The organism is uncultured Ferrovibrio sp., assembly GCF_937960835.1.
Classification (GTDB): domain Bacteria; phylum Pseudomonadota; class Alphaproteobacteria; order Ferrovibrionales; family Ferrovibrionaceae; genus Ferrovibrio.
Map to the genome: position 1 here is coordinate 191537 of NZ_CALGPC010000009.1, position 20430 is coordinate 211966.

18 protein-coding genes are annotated in these 20430 nt (G+C 63.2%); 6 read left to right on the forward strand and 12 right to left on the reverse strand.

Features of this window, described 5'->3' with window-relative positions; genetic code table 11:
• Positions 1 to 44: 44 nt before the first annotated feature.
• The 6 genes from Q0603_RS09275 to Q0603_RS09300 all read right to left on the reverse strand — a co-directional run bounded on the left by Q0603_RS09275 (position 45) and on the right by Q0603_RS09300 (position 6055).
• Entirely contained in the window at positions 45 to 821 is a 777-nt protein-coding gene (locus Q0603_RS09275; protein ID WP_298724888.1) for a putative metalloprotease CJM1_0395 family protein, read from the reverse strand.
• Positions 822 to 896: 75 nt separating this feature from the next.
• A complete protein-coding gene (locus tag Q0603_RS09280; RefSeq protein WP_298724890.1) occupies positions 897 to 2240 on the reverse strand; it encodes an AarF/ABC1/UbiB kinase family protein in 1344 nt (447 codons plus the stop codon).
• Between the two features lie 2 nt (positions 2241 to 2242).
• Positions 2243 to 4045 carry a M3 family oligoendopeptidase gene (locus Q0603_RS09285; RefSeq protein ID WP_298724892.1) on the reverse strand — a complete coding sequence of 601 codons (1803 nt, stop codon included), beginning with the start codon at positions 4043 to 4045 and terminating at the stop codon, positions 2243 to 2245.
• A 92-nt stretch (positions 4046 to 4137) separates the two neighbouring features.
• Positions 4138 to 4575, reverse strand: coding sequence for a PaaI family thioesterase (locus tag Q0603_RS09290; RefSeq protein WP_298724894.1), 438 nt, complete (start codon positions 4573 to 4575; stop codon positions 4138 to 4140).
• On the reverse strand, positions 4572 to 5072 hold the full coding sequence (locus tag Q0603_RS09295; RefSeq protein ID WP_298724896.1) for a PaaI family thioesterase: 501 nt from the start codon (positions 5070 to 5072) through the stop codon (positions 4572 to 4574). The genes Q0603_RS09290 and Q0603_RS09295 overlap by 4 nt, the downstream gene beginning before the upstream one ends.
• A gap of 2 nt (positions 5073 to 5074) precedes the next feature.
• The gene (locus Q0603_RS09300; RefSeq protein WP_298724899.1) at positions 5075 to 6055 is read right to left on the reverse strand and encodes an NAD-dependent epimerase/dehydratase family protein; all 981 of its coding nucleotides are present in this window, start codon (positions 6053 to 6055) and stop codon (positions 5075 to 5077) included.
• 187 nt (positions 6056 to 6242) lie between these two features.
• Here Q0603_RS09300 and Q0603_RS09305 point away from each other — a divergent pair, with 187 nt between their 5' ends.
• On the forward strand, positions 6243 to 9743 hold the full coding sequence (locus Q0603_RS09305) for an indolepyruvate ferredoxin oxidoreductase family protein (protein WP_298724901.1): 3501 nt from the start codon (positions 6243 to 6245) through the stop codon (positions 9741 to 9743).
• 163 nt (positions 9744 to 9906) lie between these two features.
• The gene (locus Q0603_RS09310; RefSeq protein WP_298724903.1) at positions 9907 to 10788 is read left to right on the forward strand and encodes an alpha/beta fold hydrolase; all 882 of its coding nucleotides are present in this window, start codon (positions 9907 to 9909) and stop codon (positions 10786 to 10788) included.
• Positions 10789 to 10824: 36 nt separating this feature from the next.
• Here the strand turns inward: Q0603_RS09310 and Q0603_RS09315 are convergent, their stop codons facing one another.
• From Q0603_RS09315 to Q0603_RS09335, 5 genes are all read right to left on the reverse strand, one after another.
• Complete coding sequence (locus tag Q0603_RS09315; RefSeq protein ID WP_298724905.1) at positions 10825 to 11241, reverse strand: hypothetical protein; 417 nt, start codon at positions 11239 to 11241, stop codon at positions 10825 to 10827.
• 5 nt (positions 11242 to 11246) lie between these two features.
• Positions 11247 to 11537, reverse strand: coding sequence for a DUF2312 domain-containing protein (locus Q0603_RS09320; RefSeq protein ID WP_298724906.1), 291 nt, complete (start codon positions 11535 to 11537; stop codon positions 11247 to 11249).
• 124 nt (positions 11538 to 11661) lie between these two features.
• Positions 11662 to 11982, reverse strand: coding sequence for a DUF1244 domain-containing protein (locus Q0603_RS09325; protein ID WP_298724908.1), 321 nt, complete (start codon positions 11980 to 11982; stop codon positions 11662 to 11664).
• Between the two features lie 27 nt (positions 11983 to 12009).
• A complete protein-coding gene (locus Q0603_RS09330) occupies positions 12010 to 13152 on the reverse strand; it encodes a carboxylate-amine ligase (RefSeq protein WP_298724910.1) in 1143 nt (380 codons plus the stop codon).
• A gap of 19 nt (positions 13153 to 13171) precedes the next feature.
• A complete protein-coding gene (locus Q0603_RS09335) occupies positions 13172 to 13963 on the reverse strand; it encodes an N-formylglutamate amidohydrolase (RefSeq protein ID WP_298724912.1) in 792 nt (263 codons plus the stop codon).
• Positions 13964 to 14159: 196 nt separating this feature from the next.
• Here Q0603_RS09335 and Q0603_RS09340 point away from each other — a divergent pair, with 196 nt between their 5' ends.
• Genes Q0603_RS09340 through Q0603_RS09350 form a run of 3 tightly spaced genes read left to right on the forward strand, consistent with a single transcriptional unit; the run spans position 14160 to position 17336 of the window.
• On the forward strand, positions 14160 to 15443 hold the full coding sequence (locus tag Q0603_RS09340) for an NAD(P)-binding protein (protein WP_298724914.1): 1284 nt from the start codon (positions 14160 to 14162) through the stop codon (positions 15441 to 15443).
• Complete coding sequence (locus tag Q0603_RS09345) at positions 15440 to 16099, forward strand: glutathione S-transferase family protein (protein ID WP_298724916.1); 660 nt, start codon at positions 15440 to 15442, stop codon at positions 16097 to 16099. The genes Q0603_RS09340 and Q0603_RS09345 overlap by 4 nt, the downstream gene beginning before the upstream one ends.
• Positions 16100 to 16112: 13 nt before the next feature.
• Positions 16113 to 17336: an MFS transporter gene (locus Q0603_RS09350; RefSeq protein WP_298724918.1), complete on the forward strand. Its 1224-nt coding sequence runs from the start codon at positions 16113 to 16115 to the stop codon at positions 17334 to 17336.
• 8 nt (positions 17337 to 17344) lie between these two features.
• Here Q0603_RS09350 and Q0603_RS09355 read toward each other — a convergent pair whose 3' ends face one another.
• Positions 17345 to 18190 carry a hypothetical protein gene (locus Q0603_RS09355; protein WP_298724920.1) on the reverse strand — a complete coding sequence of 282 codons (846 nt, stop codon included), beginning with the start codon at positions 18188 to 18190 and terminating at the stop codon, positions 17345 to 17347.
• Positions 18191 to 18301: 111 nt separating this feature from the next.
• Between Q0603_RS09355 and Q0603_RS09360 the strand changes: the two genes are divergently transcribed.
• Positions 18302 to 20386, forward strand: a complete 2085-nt coding sequence (locus Q0603_RS09360) for a 3-hydroxyacyl-CoA dehydrogenase NAD-binding domain-containing protein (protein ID WP_298724922.1) — start codon at positions 18302 to 18304, stop codon at positions 20384 to 20386.
• The last annotated feature ends 44 nt before the right edge of the window (positions 20387 to 20430 follow it).

Consider the following 20430-nt stretch of genomic DNA (forward strand, 5'->3'; position numbering starts at 1 on the left):
ACAACCCTTCGTCCTGCTCTCCGGCATACTCATCCGGGCCGGATTTATGCAATCAGGCCGATCAGCCGGCCGAGCCGGGCGGTATTGTCGTTGCCGTAAGCCTGCGCCGCCCTTGCGGCGGGGGTATTCTGGCCGGGCGTGGCAGAATCGGGAGCAGGCTGGCTTGAAACTCCGTCCTGCGACTGTGTTTCCGGGGATGGTATTTTCGCTCCTGGCGCCGCCATGTCCTGCCCGCCCTGCCCCTCACGCCCGGCCCGCTTCTGCGTCCGGATCTCGGCCAAGGCCTCCAGCCGCAGCTTGGCCGCCGCAGCGGCGACGGCGCGGTCGGCAGCGGAGGGATCAGCTGGCGCCAGAGCGGCAGCGACCACCTGCTCGGCCTTCTGCAAGGTCGCTTCGGGATCAGCTTCTGGACTGAGGTCGATTGGCACCTCGCCGCTGGTGGCGTAAAGCTGGCCATCGGGGCCGCGCGTATATTCGTAGGACGGCGCGCCAGCATATTGACCGCCGACGGCGGCATGGGCGCGTTCATGCGCGCGGACCTGCTGGTCAATCTTCTTCAGCTCGGCGACCTGCTTCTGCTCTTCCTCGGAAAGCTGGCCGGCATCCTGCGCGGCAAGCAGCGTGCTGCCGGTAACTGGCGCGAGGGTCAGTTTCAGCGGCGTGCCGCCGCTACCCGCCTGGACGGCCTGGCTGCTTTGGACTGCCTGTCCGGTCCGGCTCCCTGAGGGCTGGAGTGCGGACTGTCCCGCCACGCCCAAACGGGCGGCGCTGTCATGACCGGCGATATGGCCGAGCGGATTCAGCGTCAGGGCACCAACCATACGCGGATCATGTCGCGATCAGTCAGGGTCGCTCAAGCAGTTTTCGCATCCTCACCGGAAGGTGAAGAGTTCCGTTCAATCCTGCGGCTGCAGGCCGGCGGCCTTGAGCGCTGCCTTCTGGCGCTGCGCCAGCGCCTTGATATCGAAGCCTTTGATCAGGTCATGGAACAGGCGATGCCAGTTGATCTCGGCCTTGAGATGCAGAAACACGCCGCCCAGGCCGATGGCGGCGCGGTCCATGAAGACGAATTCGCGCGGCGGCGTCACCCCGCCATGCTGGCGCAGGCGGCGATGCACCTCTTCTGCGACCTCGCGGCCATAGAGGCCACTTTGCTCCATCTCCTGAATGCGGCGCGGACGATCCTCCAGCAGCGGGGCATAGACGAACTCGGCCCAGAGATTGAGCGTGTCGATCACCTCGTTGCTGAGATCGTGGAAGCCCCAGGTCTCGTAGGCATGCACGGCCAGATCGCGATCCTGGGTGGAGATGGCGCGGTAGAGATCAATCACGCCGCCAACGAATTTCGGCGCGAAGATGCGGATGCAGCCGAAATCCAGCAGGTTGATGTCGAGATCGTCGCGCACCGTGTAATTGCCCAGATGCGGATCGCCATGAATCACGCCGCACTGGTAGAACGGCACATACCAGGCGCGGAACAGATTGTAGGCGATGCGGTTGCGCACCTCCTGCGGCGCATCCTTAAATTCCAAGAGCCGCGTACCCTCAAGCCAGGACATGGTGAGCAGCCGCTTGGTGGTCAGTTCCGGGACCACCTCGGGCACATGTACATGCGGCTCGTCCTTGAGCATGGCGGCATAGAGCCGCATGTGGCGGCTTTCCTGCTCGTAATCCAGCTCCTCGCGCAGGCGCGCCGCGATCTCGGCATGAATGTGGCGCGTGTCGATGGCGGGGTCGTAGCGGCTGTAGATGGAGAAGATCAGCTTCAGCTGCCGCAGATCGGCTTCGACAGCCGAGGCCATGTCAGGATACTGCAGCTTGGCTGCCAGCAGGCGACCGTCCTTCGCTACCGCTCGATGCACCTGGCCGAGACTGGCGGCCGCGGCGGCGTTGAGCGCGAAGGATTTGTATTTGCTCTGCCAGTCGGGCCCGAGTTCTGCCGCCATGCGGCGCTTGACGAAAGCCTGTCCCATCGCCGGTGCATTGGCCTGAAGCTGCGCCAGTTCCTGCACATATTCCTTGGGCAACGCATCGGGAATGGTGGACATGATCTGCGCCACCTTCATCAGTGGCCCTTTCAGGCCGCCCAGCGCCGCCCGCAGGTCGGCTGCATGGCGCGCGCGATCCATCTTCACGCCCAGCACGCGCTCGGCGCCCAGCCGCGCGGCCAGCCCGCCGACAGATGCCCCGACTCGGGCATATCGGCGGGCTCGGCCAAACGCGCTGTCTTTTTCAGCCATGGCTAGCCGAGCTGCTCCAGCTCGTCGATGAAGCCTTCGATCACGCCGAGGCCCTTCGACCAGAAAGCCGGATCGGAAGCATCGAGGCCGAACGGCGCCAGCAATTCCTTATGCCGCAGCGTACCGCCGGCCTTTAGCATGGCGAAATACTTCTCCTGGAAGCCCTGCTCGGCATCCTGGTAACGCGCATAAAGAGCGTTCACCAGGCAATCGCCGAAGGCATAGGCGTAGACGTAGAAGGGCGAGTGGATGAAATGCGGGATGTAGCACCAGAAGGTGCTGTAATCCTGATCGAACTTGAAAGCCGGGCCGAGGCTTTCCTTCTGCACGCCCAGCCAGATCTCGCCCAGGCGATCCGGCGTCAGTTCGCCCTCGCGGCGCGCGGCATGCACCTGGCGCTCGAACTTGAAGAAGGCGATCTGGCGAACGACGGTATTGACCATGTCCTCGACCTTGGAGGCCAGCATGATCCTGCGCCGTTCCGGTCCCGCCTGATCGAGCAGGGCGCGGAAGGTCAACTGCTCGCCGAAGACCGACGCCGTCTCGGCCAGGGTAAGCGGCGTATCCGACATCAAAGGCCCCTGCTCGGCCGCCAGCAACTGATGCACGCCATGGCCCAGCTCATGGGCAAGCGTCATCACGTCGCGCGTGCGGCCCTGATAGTTCAGCAGCAGATACGGATGGGCGCTGGGCACCGTCGGATGCGCGAAGGCACCCGAGGCCTTGCCGGGCCGCGCCGGCGCATCGATCCAGGCATTGTCGAAGAATTTGCGCCCCAGGTCGGCAAGCTGCGGCGAAAAGCGGCCATAAGCCTTGAGCACGATGTCGCGCGCCTCGTCCCAGCCGATCACGCGGTCCTGGTCTTCCGGCAAGGGCGCGTTGCGATCCCACCAGGGCAGCTTCTTGGCCCCCATCCACTTGGCCTTCAGCTTGTAATAGCGATGCGACAGCCGCGGATAGGCAGCCGTGACCGCGTCGGTGAGCGCGTTGACGACTTCCGGTTCGACGCAATTCGACAGATGGCGATAGGCTTCCGGCGTCGGATACCTGCGCCAGCGATCCTCGACCTCCTTGTCCTTGGCCAGCGTATTGGTGATCAGCGCGAAGAGACGGATATTCTCGCGGAACACCTTGGCGAGCGACTTCGCCGCTGTCTTGCGGACCTTAGGATCACGATCGGAGAGCTTGTGCAGTACCTGTTCGGCGGTGAGCTTGTCCTTGCCGAACGGAAAACGCAGGCCCGCCATGGTTTCGTCGAACAGGCGGCTCCAGGCGGCACGGCCGGCCACGGCCTTCTCATGCAGGAGCTGCTCGATCTCGTCGCTGAGCTGATGCTCACGGAACAGCCGCAGATCACGCAGCCAGGGCCGGTAATGCGACAGCTTGGCCGATTCCGATAACTTTCGTTCCAGCGCAGCATCCTCCAGGCGGTTCAATTCCAGCGTCAGGAACAAAAGCTTGGTAGTGATCTCGTTCAGCTTCTCCTGCATGTCCTGATAGAAGCCGGCAATCCTGGCATCGGTCATGTTGCTGGCATAGGCGAGCGACGCGTAGGACATCATGCGGCCGATCAGATCCTGCAGCTGCTCGTATTCGGCAATCGCAGCGCCGAGATCGTCGCCGCTCAGATCCGCGATGCGGCCCTTATTTTGCTGCTCCAGCCTGGCGGCGCGCTCCGCCACGGCGGCAAGATCGCGCTTGAGCTCTGCGGAATCGAGCCCCGGATAAAGATCGCTCAAATCCCAGGTCGGCAGAGCGCCAAGATCGTTGGCAACAGAACCGGTCGCGACAGCAGGAGAAGACATTCGTCACCTCAATCAAATATCGACAGCACTATATGGGAAGCCGGCTGGGGCTTGGCTACCCCAGCCCATCACGTCCGGGACCGGAAGCAGGATCAGCCGAGCAGAAAATGGGCATGCGCCGCGGCCACCGGGCGCTCGGGGTCGTCCTGCCAGGCTTCGGCGCGCACATTGGCGATGCGACGGCCATGCTTGGTGATGATCGCGCGGGCGTAAGTTTCGACCGGGCGGGCCGAACGCAGGTAGTCCACCGAAAGGTCGATGATCTTCGGGATCGCGTCGGTCTCCGCCGCCCAGATCAGATGCACGATGGCTGCCGATTCCAGCAGCGCACCGACCACCCCGCCATGCAGGGCAGGCAATTGCGCATTGCCGATCAGCTTCGGATCGGCGGGCAACACACAGACCGGACCGCCCTCGCCGTCCCGCACCGTCAGGCCAAGAAAGCGGAAATAGGGAATCGCCTGCATGAAGCGGTCGTAATCGCGGGCCGCGCGCGCCTCGGCCACCAGTTTCTGCAGATCGAGGCTCATGACTGGCCCTCAACCTTGGCCTGGTCGCGCGGCAGGGGCGGCTTCTCGGACGAGCCGATCATGAAGGCGCCGACGCAATTGGCCACCAGATCGTCCGGCGTGTCGGGGTGATAGGCCCGCGCGCGGGTAAATGCGATGTTGCTGGTCAGCTTGTAGCATTCAGCCGTGGCGTGGAGTTCCTTGTTCGCCGAGGCCGGCTTCAGGTAGTCGATGCGCAAATCCAGCGTGGCGATAGCCTGAAGGCGCTGCAGCGCAGCAAAGACAGCCATGCCGCAGACGGTGTCGATCAAGGTGGTCACCGCGCCGCCATGCAGTACGCCGTTCACCGGATTGCCGATCAGATCGGGATTGTAGGGCAGCGACAGGGTAGTGGCCTCGCGGCTGATCTTCACCACCTTGATGCCGATGGCCCCGCAATGCGGAATGCCCTTCTGGACAATCGCTTCGACGATTTTGGGGTCGACACCCGAGGGGTCTATGCGTGGCGCTTCGCTCATGATCAGATCTGATTGTGGTAACGGCGATACCACTCGACGAAGCGCGGCACGCCAACATCGATGGGCGTGGTCGGTGCGAAGCCGGTATCGCGCCGGATCGCCGAGATATCCGCATAGGTGGCCTTCACGTCGCCTGGCTGCATCGGCAGCATCTTCTTCTCGGCCTTGCGGCCGATGGCGTTCTCCAGCACCTCGATCAGCCGCAGCAGCGGTTCGGGCTTGTTGTTGCCGATATTGTAGACGCGGTAAGGCCGCCCCTGTTCGTCCGGCGGTGGCGGATTGTCCAGCGTCTTGATCACGCCATCCACGATATCGTCGATATAGGTGAAGTCGCGCTGCATATCGCCGTTGTTGAACACTTCAATCGGGCGGCCTTCGAAGATCGCCTTGGTGAAGATGTAGAGCGCCATGTCGGGCCGGCCCCAGGGACCGTAGACAGTGAAAAAGCGCAGGCCCGTCTGCGGAAATTTGAACAGATGCGCATAGGCATGGCTGATCAATTCATCCGCCTTCTTGGTCGCCGCATAAAGCGAAACCGGTGAATCGACTCGGTCTTCCACGGCAAACGGCAGCTTGGTGTTGCCGCCATAGACCGAGGACGACGACGCGTAGACGAAATGCTCGCATTTCGGGAGGTTCCGGGCCAGTTCCAGCATCACCGTATGGCCCATCAGATTCGCGCGGATATAGGCGAAAGGATTGACCAGCGAATAGCGCACGCCGGCCTGGGCGGCGAGATGAACAATGCGGCGGATATCGGCGCCTACAACCGCCTGCTGCACCGCATCAACGTCTGCGATATCGGCCTGGTAAAATTTGAACCCTTTTTTGCCCTGAAGCCGATCGAGTCGTGCGCGCTTCAGCTTTGGGTCGTAATAATCATTCAGATTGTCGATTCCGATGACTTCGTCGCCACGCGCCAGCAGCGCTTGTGCAACATGAAAACCGATGAATCCGGCAACGCCGGTGAGCAGAATGGCCATACGATGTCCGGGAAAGCGCCGTTGACGTGGTGCGTTGACTAGCCTTTGCTATCTACCAGAACCAATTCAAACGGCAACAGACGGCGCCGTTGTGTGACCTTTCGGGATTTTACTCGACTCTTATAGGCGGCGCTTTATAATTAGGTCAGTATTGCTTACCTATTTCCGGTAGGCGGGAGGAGACTGGATGCTGGCGAATGTTACGCTGGACGACAAATACACCCTTGAACGCGGCCGCGTATTCCTGACCGGCACCCAGGCGCTGGTGCGGTTGCCGATGCTGCAGCGGCAGCGCGACCTCGCCGCCGGCCTGAACACCGCCTGCTTCATCTCCGGTTACCGAGGCTCGCCGCTTGGCATGTTCGATCAGCAGCTTTGGCGTGCCCGGAAGTTCCTCAAGGAAAACCATATCCACTTCCAGCCCGGCGTGAATGAGGACCTGGCCGCGACGGCGGTCTGGGGCAGCCAGCAGCTCAATCTCTTCCCCGGGGCGAAATACGATGGCGTCTTTGCCATGTGGTACGGCAAGGGCCCTGGCGTCGACCGCTCGATGGACGTCTTCAAGCATGGCAATTCGGCCGGTACATCCAAGCATGGCGGTGTGCTGGTGCTGTGCGGCGACGATCATGGCGCCGCCTCCTCCACCGTGGCGCATCAGTCCGAGCACATGATGATGGCCGCGATGATGCCGATGCTGAATCCGGCATCGGTGCAGGAATTCCTCGATTACGGCCTGCTAGGCTGGGCGATGTCGCGCTATGCCGGCGTCTGGGTCGGCTTCAAATGCCAGACCGAGACGGTGGAAAGCTCGGCCAGCGTCTCGATCGATCCGCAGCGCGTGCAGATCGTGCTGCCGACCGATTTCCAGCTGCCGCCGGGCGGGCTGAACATCCGCTGGCCGGACGGCATTCTCGATCAGGAACTGCGGCTGCAGCGCGACAAGGGTTATGCAGCTCTCGCTTTTGCCCGGGCCAACAAGATCGACCGCGTGGTGATCGACAGTCCGCGGGCGCGTTTCGGCATCATCACCACCGGCAAGTCCTATCTCGATGTGCGTCAGGCCTTCGACGACCTTGGCATCGACGAGAAGATGGCGGCCGAGATCGGCATCCGCGTCTACAAGGTCGGCATGGTCTGGCCGCTGGAACGCGAAGGTGCCCGGCGTTTCGCCGAGGGACTGGAAGAGGTCCTGGTGGTGGAGGAAAAGCGCGCCATCATCGAAAACCAGCTCAAAGAGCAGCTTTATAACTGGCGCGAGGATGTTCGCCCGCGCGTCGTCGGCAAGTTCGACGAAAGCGGCGAATGGCTGCTGCCGTCTGCCGGCGAGCTGTCGCCCGCACTGGTCGCCAAGGCGATCTACAAGCGCCTCAAGAAATTCCACACCAATCCCCGCATTGAGGAGCGCATCTCGTTCCTCGAGCAGCTGGAACGCGAACGCGCATCCAGCAGCAGCACCAAGACTGCGCGCATCCCCTATTTCTGCTCCGGCTGCCCGCACAACACCTCGACCCGCGTGCCGGAGGGCAGCCGCGCGGTGGCTGGCATCGGCTGCCATTTCATGGCGGTGTGGATGAACCGTTCGACAGCGACCTTCACCCAAATGGGCGGAGAAGGCGTGCCCTGGATCGGCCAGGCGCCGTTCACCGAGGAAAACCACATCTTCGCCAATCTGGGCGATGGCACCTATTTCCATTCCGGCCTGCTGGCCCTGCGCGCCGCCGTCGCCGCCAAGGTCAACATCACCTACAAGATCCTCTACAACGACGCGGTCGCCATGACCGGCGGCCAGCCGCATGACGGCCAGCTCACGCCGCCGCAGATCACCCGGCAAGTGGCAGCCGAAGGCGTGGAGAAGATCGTCGTTGTCACCGACGATCCGGAGAAATATCCCGTCGGCACCGACTGGGCGCCGGGTGTGACCATCCGCCACCGCGACGAACTTGACGACGTGCAGAAGGAACTGCGCGAGATTCCCGGTGTGACCGTGCTGGTCTACGATCAGACCTGCGCCGCCGAGAAGCGCCGCCGCCGCAAGCGCGGCACCTTCCCCGATCCGCAGAAGCGCGTTTTCATCAATGATGCGGTCTGCGAGGGCTGCGGCGATTGCTCGGTGAAGTCGAACTGCGTCTCGGTCGAGCCGCTGGAAACCGAGCTGGGCCGCAAGCGCAAGATCAACCAGTCGGCCTGCAACAAGGATTTCTCCTGCATCAAAGGTTTCTGCCCCAGCTTCGTCACCGTGCATGGCGGCAAGGTCAGGCGCGCCAAGGTGAAGCTGCATCAGGGTCCGAATGAAGACGACATCGCCGATCTCTTCGCCGGGTTGAAGACGCCGGAACAACCTTCGCTGGACAAGCCCTACAACATCCTGATCACCGGCATCGGCGGCACGGGCGTTGTCACCATCGGCCAGATTCTCGGCATGGCCGCGCATCTGGAAGGTTATGGCACCAGCGTGCTGGACTTCACCGGTCTGGCGCAGAAGAACGGCGCCGTGCTGAGCCATATCCGCATTGCCCGTCGTCCGGAGGAAATCCATGCCGTGCGCGTTGCGGCCGGCGGCGCCGATCTGGTGCTGGGTTGCGATATGGTGGTGGCGGCTGGCGATGCCGCGCTGGAGAAGATGCATCGCGGTGCGACGCGCGCCGTGATCAACACGCATCTGACGCCGACCGCGGCCTTCACCATGAACACCAACACCGTCTTCGATGACAACGAGATGGTGCAGGCGATCCGCAAGGCCGCTGGCGAAAACCTGTCGGAATTCCTGGAAGGCACCAAGATCGCCACCGCGCTAATGGGCGATGCCATCGCCACCAATATGTTCATGCTCGGCTATGCCGTGCAGCGCGGCCTGGTGCCCGTTTCGCTCGATGCGCTGCTCAAGGCCATCGAGCTGAACGGCACGGCGGTCGATGCCAATATCCGCGCGCTGAACTGGGGCCGGCTCTATGCCCAGGACCCAAAGGCGGTGGAAGAGATCGTGCGCCCGACCGTGGTGGCGATGGAGCCGAAAGCCTTCGCCCAGACGGTGGACGAGCTCCTGGCCGACCGCATGCCGCGTCTGATCGCCTATCAGAACCAGGCCTATGCCGAACGCTACAAGGCTCTGGTCGAAACCGCGCGCCGCGCCGAGGCTGATCGGGCCAAGGGCAAGACCGGCTTCGCTGAAGCGGTGGCGCGCTATGCCTACAAGCTGATGGCCTACAAGGACGAGTACGAGGTCGCGCGGCTTTATACTGATGGCGATTTCCTCAAGAAGCTGAACGCGCAGTTCGAAGGCGACTTCAAGCTGAGCTTCCATCTGGCGCCGCCGATCGTCGCGCATCCCGATGCGGAAACCGGCGTGGCCGAGAAGAAGGAGTTTGGCCCCTGGGTGTTCCGCCTGTTCAAGATACTGGCCAAGCTGAAAGGCCTGCGCGGCACCAAGCTCGACATCTTCGGCTACACGGAAGAACGCCGCACCGAGCGCAAGCTGATCGCCGATTACTTCGCGCTGATCGAGGAACTGGCGGCCAAGCTGACGCCGGAGAACCATGCTCTGGCGGTGCAGCTTGCCAAGATCCCGGAAGAGATCCGCGGCTTCGGCCATATCAAGATGCGCAACCTGATGGCGGCGAAGGAAAAGGAAGCCAAGCTGCTGGCAGCCTTCCGCGCCCCCACCGCACCGCTCGCCACCGCGGCGGAGTAAACGCGATATCTAGTCGTCATGGCCGGGCCCGTCCCGGCCATGTTTTTTTAGCGGTTCTGAAAACCAAGCCTGACGCAGAGGCAGATGTCGCGCCGGCATGCCGCTGGGACATTACCAACAAGGTAATTGCGCAAGCGCGCAATATCGTGCCGAGATAGACGGCATGAATGTTGTCGCCCATAGCCAGACTGCCCATAGCCAGAACATGGCACCGGAACGCATCCGCCTCCATCGCGCCGAAGGCACAAGCTTTGCGGTGCATCTCTTTCCGGCCGCCTATGCCGCCGCGCCGGCCATCCTGATCGAACCGGCGATGGGCGTGAAGGCCGGCTATTACCTGCCGCTGGCGGCTGCGCTGAACGAAGCGGGCTGCAACGTCGCCATCGCGGAATTGCGCGCCCATGAGGAAAGCGGCGGACGCAAGCCCGCTCGCTCCTACGATTTCGGCTATCACGAAATGCTGACCGAGGATTGGCCGCTGGCGATCCAGGCGGTGAAGGCGCACTTCCCCAACGCGCCCTTCTATCTGCTGGGCCACTCTCTGGGCGGTCAGATCAGCAGCATCTATGCCGCGCATCACCCCGAGCAACTGGCAGGGCTGATCCTGATCGCCTGCTCATCGGTGCATTGGAAACTCTGGCCGAAGGCGTTCCTGCTCTACAGCCAGGCAATGGTGCTGATCGGCCGCATGATCGGCCATTTTCCCGGCCACCGCTTCGGCTTTGCCGGCCGGGAGGCACGCAGCGTGATCGCGGATTGGGGACGGCAGGCGCGTACCGGGCGTTTTTGCTTCGGCCATCCGCGCGTCGATCATGACCGGCATCTGGCGACCTTGACCCTGCCGGTGCTGGCGATTTCCTTCCAGGGCGATTTCTTCGCGCCGAAACATGCGATGGACGGTCTGCTGGGTAAATTTCCCAAGGCGCAGCTGACGCGCCATCACCTGGATCCCAAAGCGATGGGTTTCGAGGGCATCGATCACTTCCGCTGGGTGCGCAAGCCGCAGATCGTGCTGCCGATGATCAGGGAGTGGCTGAGGCTTTGAGGCAACAAGTGCGAGGGCGGACCCGCAGCCGCGCCACTAACGCCCTTCGTAGCACTTCACCTTGGTGGTCTCGCCGCTGTCGGTCTGATCGCTTTTCTCGCGATAGATTTCCATCGTGCCGCGGTTCTTCAGCGAGCATTCCCCGATGGGAAACCACGTCGATTTGAGGGTCACGATGATGCGCTCGTCTGGCTTCAGCCTATCCGGCGCGCAATAGCGCATCACTTCGCGTGGCTGCGCCATCACGGTGGAGCTGACGCGGCCGGTGCGGCGGATGGTCACCGGCCATTTGTATTCGGTGAGATTGGCAATCGAGATGCAGGCCTGTGCATCATCGGTGATGATGCGGTTCGGCGCTTGGCTGCGGTTCGGCGTTTGCGCCGATGCCGCCTGCGAAACGAGGCAAGCCAGCGCAGCCCCAGCCCAGACTACAGCCCAGACCTGGCCGCGCATGATGCTTACTCGGCCGCCTCGGCGTCGGCGGCGCTGTGATCCACCGTCATGCCGAGCGCTTCCATGTAGACCTCAAGCAGGCTTTCCTGCTCGGCCAGTTCGGCGCGGTCCAGCTTGCGCAGCTTGATCACCTGGCGAAGGATCTTGGTGTCGAAGCCATGCGCCTTGGCCTCGGCATAGACCTCGCGGATGTCGTCGGCGAGCGCCTTCTTCTCTTCCTCCAGCCGCTCGATGCGCGCGACAATCTGATTGAGCTGGTCGGCGGAGAAATTGCCGGAAATCAACTTGGTGGCCATAGGACGGGACCTCGAATGGAGAACACGGATTGGCGCGGATTATACCGGCGCCAGCCGCCCCTCCAACTGCTCAAGCCTGATCAGGGGGCAGTTATCCACAGGAATGCGCTGCACCTGTGGGTAATCAGTGCTGATGGGCTTTTTGCGCCTCGGCAAAGGCCTTCTGCTGCTCGGGCGTGGCTTCTTTCTGGTATTTTTTCTGCCATTCCGGATAGGGCATGCCGTAGATGATCTCGCGCGCGGCCATCTTGTCGAGTTCGATTCCCTTGCTCTTCGCCGCGTCCTGATACCAGTTGCTCAGGCAGTTGCGGCAAAAGCCGGCCAAATTCATCAAATCGATATTCTGCACATCGGTGCGCTGGCGCAGATGCTCGACCAGCCGCCGGAAGGCCGCCGCTTCGAGTTCAATCTGCGTCTTCTCATCGATCTTCGGTAAATCGCTCATGACCACCCTCTTCTCACTCTGGCCGGCCTATTCGGGAATGGTGAAGTTCACTGTCTCCGCAACCAGCCAATCCACCACGGCTTTCAGCGCCGCGTCCTTGTCCATCCCAGCATGTAGCGCGTCGCGGTAGACTTGCAACTGCCGCTGGGCCGAGGTGCCGCGCTTGAGGATGCCGCGCGCCCGCTCGACTTCGGCCAGGCAGCCCAAGGCTACGGCCTCCTCTCGGGTCAGTTCGATCAGTTCTTCCAGCAGATCGGCATACGGCACTGCCTCGCCCTTGCCGAAATCGACCAGCTTGCCGGCCGTGCCGTAACGCTGGGCCAGCCAGCGATTCTCGTCGATCAGCGTATTGGCATAGATGCGCCAGCGCTGGTTTTTCTGCTTCAGCCGCGTCAGAACAGCCAGCAGGCAGACATACAGCGCGGCAACGCAGATGCCATCATCCAGCCGGGTGCAGACATCGGTCACCCGCATCTCCAGGGTTGGATAACGCGCCGAGGGACGAATGTCCCACCACAGCTTGGTGGCATCCTCGATCAGCCCGGCCTGGACCAGGCGGTTGACCAAGCGCTGATACTCGCCCCAGGTCTCCAGCCGTTCGGGCAGGCCGGTGCGCGGCAGGCTGTCGAAGACGGAAACGCGATAGGATTGCAGGCCGGTCTCCTCGCCCTGCCAGAAGGGCGAGGATGCCGACAGCGCCATCAGATGCGGCAGGAAATAGCTGACCTGATTCATCAGGTCGATGCGCAGATCCTCATCGGGAATGCCCACATGGACATGCATGCCGCAGATGATCAGGCGGCGAGCAACGCCGGCAAGATCGCGGGCGAGGCGGTCATAGCGTTCCTTTGCGGTATGGCGCTGCTCGGTCCAGCGCGCGAAAGGATGCGTGGAAGCGGCAATCGGCGCCAGACCATGACGTGACGCGACTTCCGAGATCGCGCTGCGCAGCTGCACCAGATCGGTGCGCAGTTCCGTGACGTTGCGGCAGATCTTCGTGGAAGCCTCGATCTGGCATTTGAGGAATTCCGGATTGACCTGACCGCCGACCAAACCTTCGCATTCGGCCAGCATCGCTTCCGGCGGCTCGACAGCCAGCACGCCGGTTTCGCGATCCACCAGCAGATATTCTTCCTCGATGCCGATGGTGAAATCGCCGATCCCCAGCATCTTGCCCCTCAATGCATCCTCAGGCCGCGCTGGCGGCGACGGAGGTCCACAATCCGGCTTCCGCCAGCATGCGGCGAAAGCAGCGTTCCAGCCGCACCGCCCATTCTGCCGCGCCTTCCTCGTGGCTGACCAGATCCTGGCGCACTTCGATCATCACATGATGCAAGCCGAGATTCTGGCCATGCGCGAAGATCGAATAGCCGGAATGATCGCGGCCGCTGTAAGGCTCGTTATCGCCGACCACGAGATCGCCTTCATCGCGCAACGCCTGCAGCAGCGGCGCAGCCAAACGGTCGTCCCGGTCCCACACCACGCCGATATGCCAGGGGCGGTCGACAGCCTGAACACGCATGCGCGGCGTGAAGCTGTGGATCGAGATCAGCGCCGGCGTCGGCGTGCGGCGCTTGACCACCTCCATCATCTCGTCCACTGCACGATGATAAGGATAGAAATATCTCTGCAGGCGGCGTTCGCGCTCGGCAGCATCGATGCCGCGATTGCCCGGCACGATGGTGCCGTCGCTGACCTCACAGATCAGGGTCGGATCGTCCGGCCGCCGGTTGCAATCGACCACCAGACGCGACACACCCGACAATACCGCCGGCGCATCCAGTGCAACGCAGAGCCGTTCCGCAATCGCAGCCGTGCCGGGGTCCCATCCGATATGGCGGGACAGTTCTTCATCCGGCAGGCCGAGGTGGTTCATCTCAGCCGGCACCAGACGGCTGGCATGATCGCAAATCAAAAGGACCGGCGCCCGGCCCTCGGGGTTGAGGACGCGGTAACTGGGAGGATCGTCTTCCGTGGTCATGTCTGGGAGAGGATGTTTTGCAAGAGGGGAAGGCCGGACCGCTTGGGCAAAGCCGAAATCACTTTTCGGGGAATCAATGTCCGGTAGGCGGGCTCAGGTTTACAGACTCTGGCTGGTTTGCGTTAGGCAAGTTTGCATCCTGGGGGCAGGCTGCACTAAGGTTGCGGCGTCGACGTATCATAACTGAAATAAAGCCGTGCTGCACCATATCGCTATCATCGGCAGCGGCCCGTCGGGCCTGTTCTGCGCCGACGCCCTGCTGAAGCAGCGTCCCGAACTGAAGATCGACGTCTTTGACCGCCTGCCGACCCCGTTCGGCCTGGTCCGCTTCGGTGTGGCCCCGGACCATCAGGGCACCAAGGCGGTGACCCGCCAGTTCGACCGGCTGTTCGGCAGCAGCAATCTGCGATTTGTCGGCAATATCGCTGTCGGCCAGGATTTGCCGCTGGCCCGGCTGGCCGAGCATTACGACGCCATCGTGCTGGCGTTGGGTGCCCATGCCGACCGGCCCCTTGGTATCCCCGGCGAAGACCTGCCCGGCCGCTATGGCTCGATGGCCTTTGTCGGCTGGTATAACGGCCATCCGGATTATTACGGCCTGAACCCGCTGCTCGACCGGACGGGCGTCGCCGTGATCGGCGTGGGCAATGTCGCCGTCGACATCGTGCGCGTGCTGGGCAAGACCCCGGCCGAGATGGCGGCCAGTGATATCTGCGCCCATGCCGCTAAAGCCATCGCTGCCGCGCCGCTGACCGACCTCTATCTGATCGGCCGCCGCGGGCCGGCGGAAGCGAGCTTCACCAGCGCCGAACTGGCCGAACTTGGCCGCTTAGAGCGCGTCCGCCCGGTGGTCAATAAAGCCGATCTGCCAAACGCTTTGCCTGCCGGGATCGATCCGGCGGAAGCGAAGATCAAGGAGAAGAATCTCCAGTTGCTGCATGAATTCGCCGCCCGCAGCGACGCCAAGCCCATCAAGCTGCATTTCCTTTTCCACAGCGTGCCGGAAGCCGTGCTAGGCAAGAGCCGGGTCGAGGGCTTGAAACTGGCCAATCGCACGCTCGATGTCGGCACGGTGATCAGCGCCATCGGCTACCGCACTGCCGTGCATGGCGATCTGCCGCAACCCGATCAGCACGGCATCATCCCTAACCAGGATGGCAAGGTCGCCGACGGACTTTATGTGGTCGGCTGGGCCAAGCGCGGTCCATCGGGCACGATCCCGACCAATCGCGCGGAAGCAAAAATGGTGGCTGACCGGATACTCGCGGATTTCGCCAACGACACCGCGCCGGCGAAATCGGGCAATGCCGCGCTTGACGCCTGGCTGGCGCAGCAAGGCCTAACACCGGTCGACTGGATGGGCTGGAAGCGCATCGAAGCCGCCGAAATCAAGGCTGCCCGCCAGGGCAGCCCGCGCGAAAAGCTGGTCGACTGGGCCGCGTTACGACAGGCGGCTTTATCGAGCGAAACAGTGTCATGAAGCTCTATTCCCTGCCTACGTCACCCTATGCCGCGCGGGTGCGCATGTTCCTGCGGGCAAAGGGTGCTGAGATCGAACTGATCCCGCCGCCACGGGCGGAGGAATACCGTGCGATTACGCCGCTCGGCAAAGTGCCGGCGCTGGTGCTGGATGACGGCCGCATCCTGCCGGAATCGGAAGTGATTTGCGCCTATCTCGACGGTGAGCTTGCGGGTCCGTCGCTTTATGCGGGCGATTTGGTGGAATGCGCGCAGATATCGCTGCTGGTGCGGCTGGCCGATCTTTATCTCTCGCCGGGCCTGAACGACTTCTTCAAGCTGCTGTTTACCGAGCCTGGAAACCGCGCGGCGATCGAGCAGACTTTGCCTGAGATCGGGCGCGGCCTGAAATATCTCGATCTTTATGTTGCGCCGGGCGGCTATGCCGTGGGCCAGCGCTTCACCCAGGCCGATTGCGCGCTGGCGCCGCTGCTGTTCAACGTTGCCGAAGTGTTGGCGCCGGTGATCGGCGAGAACCTGATCGAGCGCCGCCCTAACCTGCTCGCCTATTGGCAGGCCATTCAGCAAAATGAGTTTGCAGCGCCGGTGCTGGCAGAGATGCGCGACGGCTTGAGGAAGTATCGCGCCATGCTGCAGGCCGCCCAGGTTCAACAATGAAGGCTGCCCGGCCATGAGTGACACCGCCGCCAGCCAAGAGCCTGCTCTGCTGCCGGTCTGGCAGGTTCTGGCGGCGACGCTGGCGACGCAGTCCCTGACCACGCTTTGCGCACTGGTGCTTTCGGCCATCGCGCCAGAGGCCGCGGCCGATCTTGGCATCGGCCCGGCGCTGGTGGGCTATCAGGTGAGCATCATCTATTTCGGCGCAGTGGTCTCGTCCCTGATCGGCGGCGGCTTCGTCAAACGGCTGGGCGCCACACGGGCAAGCCAGTTGGCACTTTGGCTGGCTGCGCTGGGCTGCCTGCTGTCCAGCATCGGCACACTGACGAGCCTTGCGCTTGGCGCGCTGGTGATCGGACTGGGCTATGGCTGCACCAATCCGGCGGCCTCGCATCTTCTGTCGCGCACCCGCAGCGGCGCGCATATGAATCTCATTTTCTCGATCAAGCAATGTGGCGTGCCAATCGGCGGCATCCTGGCCGGATTGCTGATTCCGCCGATCACGCTGTGGCTGAACTGGCAGGCCGGATTGATCGCCTGCGCGCTGCTGGCTCTGGCGCTCAGCCTGATCCTGATGCGGGTACGCGCCGACTGGGATGGTGACCGTCAGGCGGACGCACGCCTGTTCATCTCGCCGCATGCCGGGCTAACCCTGATCTGGCGGCATCCCATTCTGCGCTGGCTGGCGCTGTGCTCGTTCGCCTATTCCGCCGTGCAGCTCAGCCTGACCGGATTGCTGGTCACCTATCTCGTCACGGAAGTCGGCATCGATCTCGTGCTGGCCGGCAGTCTGCTGGCAATCGCGCAGACCGCTGGCGCCGCCGGACGCCTCGGCTGGGGCTGGCTGGCCGACCGGCTGCGCTCAGGCTCGAAAGTGCTGATCCTCAACGGCATCGTCGCCATGACCGCCTCGATCCTCACCGCGATGATCACCGTGTCATGGCCGGTCGTGCTGATTGCCGCCGTCGTGGCGCTGTTCGGCTTCTGCGCGGTGGGCTGGAACGGCGTCTTCATGGCCGTCATCGCTCGCCAGGCGCCGCGGCAGAGCATCGGGCTGGCTACCGGCGCCACGCTTAGCATCACCTTTGCCGGCGTCATCGTCGGCCCGTCCGGCTTCGCGCTGATGCATGACAAGCTTGGCATCTCCTATGCCGACGGCTATCTGCTGATGGCCTTTGTCACCCTGCTCGGTGTGCTTTGCATGGTGCGGGCGCGCAAAGGCATCCCGCCGCGCTGAAATCCCGGCTAGAGATCGCCGACGCGGAAATCGAGGCGCAGTACCTTCGGATAGCCTTCTGCATTGGGCGGCATCTTGAAAGGCTGTGCCAGCCGCATGGCGCGCAGGAAGGTCTCGATGGCGGTGCGGAACGCTGTGGCCCGTGGACCTTCGGCATTGGCGATCTCATCCCAGTTGTTGATCATCGCCCGCATGTCCCAAGGATCGTTCTTGCCGAACGGCGGTGCCAGCATGCCGTTGGGCAGCACCATGTAATTGCCGAAGATCTCGATGTCGCGGAACTGCGGCGCGCGAAAATCGATCACCCAGGCCGCAACGATCTGGCTGAGGAAGAAGTCGCTTTCCGACTGCGTCATCGTCTCGCCAGGGCTGCCGGCGGCGCGGCCGCTTCCAGCCTGACGGTTGCCGGCCTGCCGCTGGGCCTGCGGCTGCGGACGCGGCGCTTGCGGGCGAGGCGCTGCCTCTGGACTGCGCTGGGCCGGCCTCGCTTCCGGCTTCGGCGCTTCTTCGGCCGTGGGTTCGCGCTGTTCGGTCGCCTTGTCGCCGGCACCCGGCGCGGAGGTGGATTCCTCGGCGATCGGCGCGCGCTGCAATTGCGGCGGCGGTGGCGCTGGGCGGGCCGGTGTGGGCTGCGCCTGCGGTGACGGCGCCGGCGGCTCGGGCGCGGGCGGCGGCGCAGGCTTGGGCGGCTCGGGCAGCACGAACTCGGCAAGAATTTGCGGCGGCTGCGCCGGTATCTGCCAGGCCCAGGGCTGGAGAACGAGGACACCTACCAGCAATGCATGCAGCAGCACTGCCAGCAGCACCGCATACCAGCGCGGGCGTTCGACCTCATTCTCAGAAAAATCATACATATTTGTCACTTAGCGCTGACGTAACGGCAGGCCAAGAGTTTTGCCGGGCTCACACCAGTCGGCTATAACCGGATTTATCCGAGAGCGATGCATAAAATTCGGGAGAGAAACGTGACCGACCCTGTCGTCTACGCCGTTCAGGACGGCGTCGCCATCCTCACCGTCGAAAACCCGCCCGTCAATGCACTCAGCCAGGCGGTGCGCGCCGGACTGATTGCCGCGCTGGACAAGGCAGATGCCGATCCTGCCGTGCAGGCAGCCGTGATCATCGGCGGCGGCCGCACCTTCATTGCCGGTGCCGACATCAAGGAATTCGGCAAGCCGCCGCTGAAGCCCTACCTGCCGGAAGTGCTGGCCCGCATCGAAGCAATGAAGAAGCCCGTAGTGGCTGCGCTGCATGGCACGGCTTTGGGCGGCGGCTTCGAGGTGTCGCTCACCTGCCATTGGCGCGTCGCCGTCGAAAACGCCCAGGTCGGCCTGCCGGAAGTGAAGCTCGGCGTCATTCCCGGCTCCGGCGGCACGCAGCGCCTGCCGCGCCTGATCGGGCCGAAGCTCGCGCTCGACATGATCGTCTCGGGCAATCCGATTGCGGCGAAGAAGGCACTGGAGCTTGGCGTCATCGACCAGATCGTCAGCGGCGATCTGCGCGAGGGCGCGATTGCCTTCGCCAAAACGGTGGTGGCGGAGAAGCGCCCGCTGCGGCTGGTGCGCGACATGAACGCCAAGATCAGCAATGTCGATCCGGCGGTGTTTGCCGACTACCGCAAGAGCATAGAGCGCAAGGCCAAGGGCTTCCTGGCGCCCTGGCGCTGCATCGACGCCGTCGAGGCCGCTACCAGCATGCCAATCGACCAGGGCCTGCAGAAGGAGCGTGAGCTGTTTTTCGAATGCATGAACAGTCCGCAGCGTGCGGCCCAGATCCATGCCTTCTTCGCCGAGCGCGAAGCGCAGAAAATCCCCGACCTGCCGGCCGACGTGAAACCGAAGCCGATCAGGTCGGCAGCCGTGATCGGCGCCGGCACGATGGGCGGCGGCATAGCAATGAACTTCGCCAATGCCGGCATCCCGGTGAAGATCCTAGAAGTCTCGCAGGAAGCGCTCGCGCGCGGCCTTGGCGTGATCGAGAGGAACTACGCGACCTCCGTGCAGCGCGGCTCGATGAAGCAGGAAGCAATGGACCGCGCCATGAAGCTGATCTCGGGCACACAACGCTACGAGGATATCGCCGACGCCGATATCGTCATCGAGGCAGTGTTCGAGGAGATGAACGTCAAGAAGGAGGTCTTCGCCAGGCTCGACAAGATCATGAAGCCGGGCGCGGTACTGGCCACCAACACCTCGACGCTCGATATCGATGAAATCGCGTCTGTAACGCAGCGGCCGCAGGATGTGATCGGCACGCATTTCTTCAGCCCGGCCAATGTCATGCGGCTGCTGGAAAACGTGCGCGGCGCGAAATCCTCGCCCGAGACCATCGCGACCGTCATGGCGCTGGGCAAGACGCTGAAGAAAGTGCCCGTGCTGGCCGGCAATTGCGACGGCTTCATCGGCAACCGCATGCTGCACGGCTATCTGCGGGAGGCGAATTTCCTGCTGGAGGAAGGCGCCACGCCCGAGCAGGTCGACCGCGCATTGGAGGAATTCGGCCTTGCCATGGGGCCGTTCCGCATGAGCGACCTGGCCGGTCTGGATGTCGGCTGGCGTATCCGCAAGGGCAAGGCGCATCTGCGCCCCAAGGACGAACGTTATTCGCCCGTGGCCGACCGGCTTTGCGAAATGGGCCGTTTCGGGCAGAAAACCGGCGCCGGCTTCTACAAATACGAAGGCCGCAATGCCCTGCCCGACCCCGTGGTGCAGGACATCATCCTGCAGGCCGCCAAGGAGCAAGGCATTGAACGGCGGGAGATTTCCGACGAGGAGATCGTCCAGCGCTGCATGTATCCGCTGGTCAATGAGGGCGCCAAAATCCTGGAGGAAGGCATCGCCATCCGGGCCAGCGATATCGACATTGTCTACCTTTTCGGCTATGGCTTCCCCGTTTATCGGGGCGGGCCGATGTTCTGGGCCGAGCAGATCGGCCTCGACAAGGTGCTCGCCACGATCCGCGGCTTCCACAAGATCCACGGCAAGTTCTGGGAACCGGCCAAGCTGCTGGTCGAGCGCGCAGAGGCCGGCAAGGGGTGGAACGACCGCTGACCATGCCCCATATGAGGGCCGAGCTTCAGAGGTAGTCCAAGAGT

Bases quoted from the DNA above. Each gene is read 5' to 3' on its own strand.
- Q0603_RS09305 (WP_298724901.1), top strand. From the start codon at position 6,243: ATGCTGGCGAATGTTACGCTGGACGACAAATACACCCTTGAACGCGGC.
- Q0603_RS09330 (WP_298724910.1), bottom strand. From the start codon at position 13,152: ATGCTGGGGATCGGCGATTTCACCATCGGCATCGAGGAAGAATATCTG.
- Q0603_RS09350 (WP_298724918.1), top strand. From the start codon at position 16,113: ATGAGTGACACCGCCGCCAGCCAAGAGCCTGCTCTGCTGCCGGTCTGG.
- Q0603_RS09290 (WP_298724894.1), bottom strand. From the start codon at position 4,575: ATGAGCCTCGATCTGCAGAAACTGGTGGCCGAGGCGCGCGCGGCCCGC.
- Q0603_RS09280 (WP_298724890.1), bottom strand. From the start codon at position 2,240: ATGGCTGAAAAAGACAGCGCGTTTGGCCGAGCCCGCCGATATGCCCGA.
- Q0603_RS09355 (WP_298724920.1), bottom strand. From the start codon at position 18,190: ATGTATGATTTTTCTGAGAATGAGGTCGAACGCCCGCGCTGGTATGCG.
- Q0603_RS09310 (WP_298724903.1), top strand. From the start codon at position 9,907: ATGAATGTTGTCGCCCATAGCCAGACTGCCCATAGCCAGAACATGGCA.
- Q0603_RS09295 (WP_298724896.1), bottom strand. From the start codon at position 5,072: ATGAGCGAAGCGCCACGCATAGACCCCTCGGGTGTCGACCCCAAAATC.
- Q0603_RS09315 (WP_298724905.1), bottom strand. From the start codon at position 11,241: ATGCGCGGCCAGGTCTGGGCTGTAGTCTGGGCTGGGGCTGCGCTGGCT.
- Q0603_RS09335 (WP_298724912.1), bottom strand. From the start codon at position 13,963: ATGACCACGGAAGACGATCCTCCCAGTTACCGCGTCCTCAACCCCGAG.
- Q0603_RS09275 (WP_298724888.1), bottom strand. From the start codon at position 821: ATGGTTGGTGCCCTGACGCTGAATCCGCTCGGCCATATCGCCGGTCAT.
- Q0603_RS09345 (WP_298724916.1), top strand. From the start codon at position 15,440: ATGAAGCTCTATTCCCTGCCTACGTCACCCTATGCCGCGCGGGTGCGC.
- Q0603_RS09325 (WP_298724908.1), bottom strand. From the start codon at position 11,982: ATGAGCGATTTACCGAAGATCGATGAGAAGACGCAGATTGAACTCGAA.
- Q0603_RS09320 (WP_298724906.1), bottom strand. From the start codon at position 11,537: ATGGCCACCAAGTTGATTTCCGGCAATTTCTCCGCCGACCAGCTCAAT.
- Q0603_RS09300 (WP_298724899.1), bottom strand. From the start codon at position 6,055: ATGGCCATTCTGCTCACCGGCGTTGCCGGATTCATCGGTTTTCATGTT.
- Q0603_RS09285 (WP_298724892.1), bottom strand. From the start codon at position 4,045: ATGTCTTCTCCTGCTGTCGCGACCGGTTCTGTTGCCAACGATCTTGGC.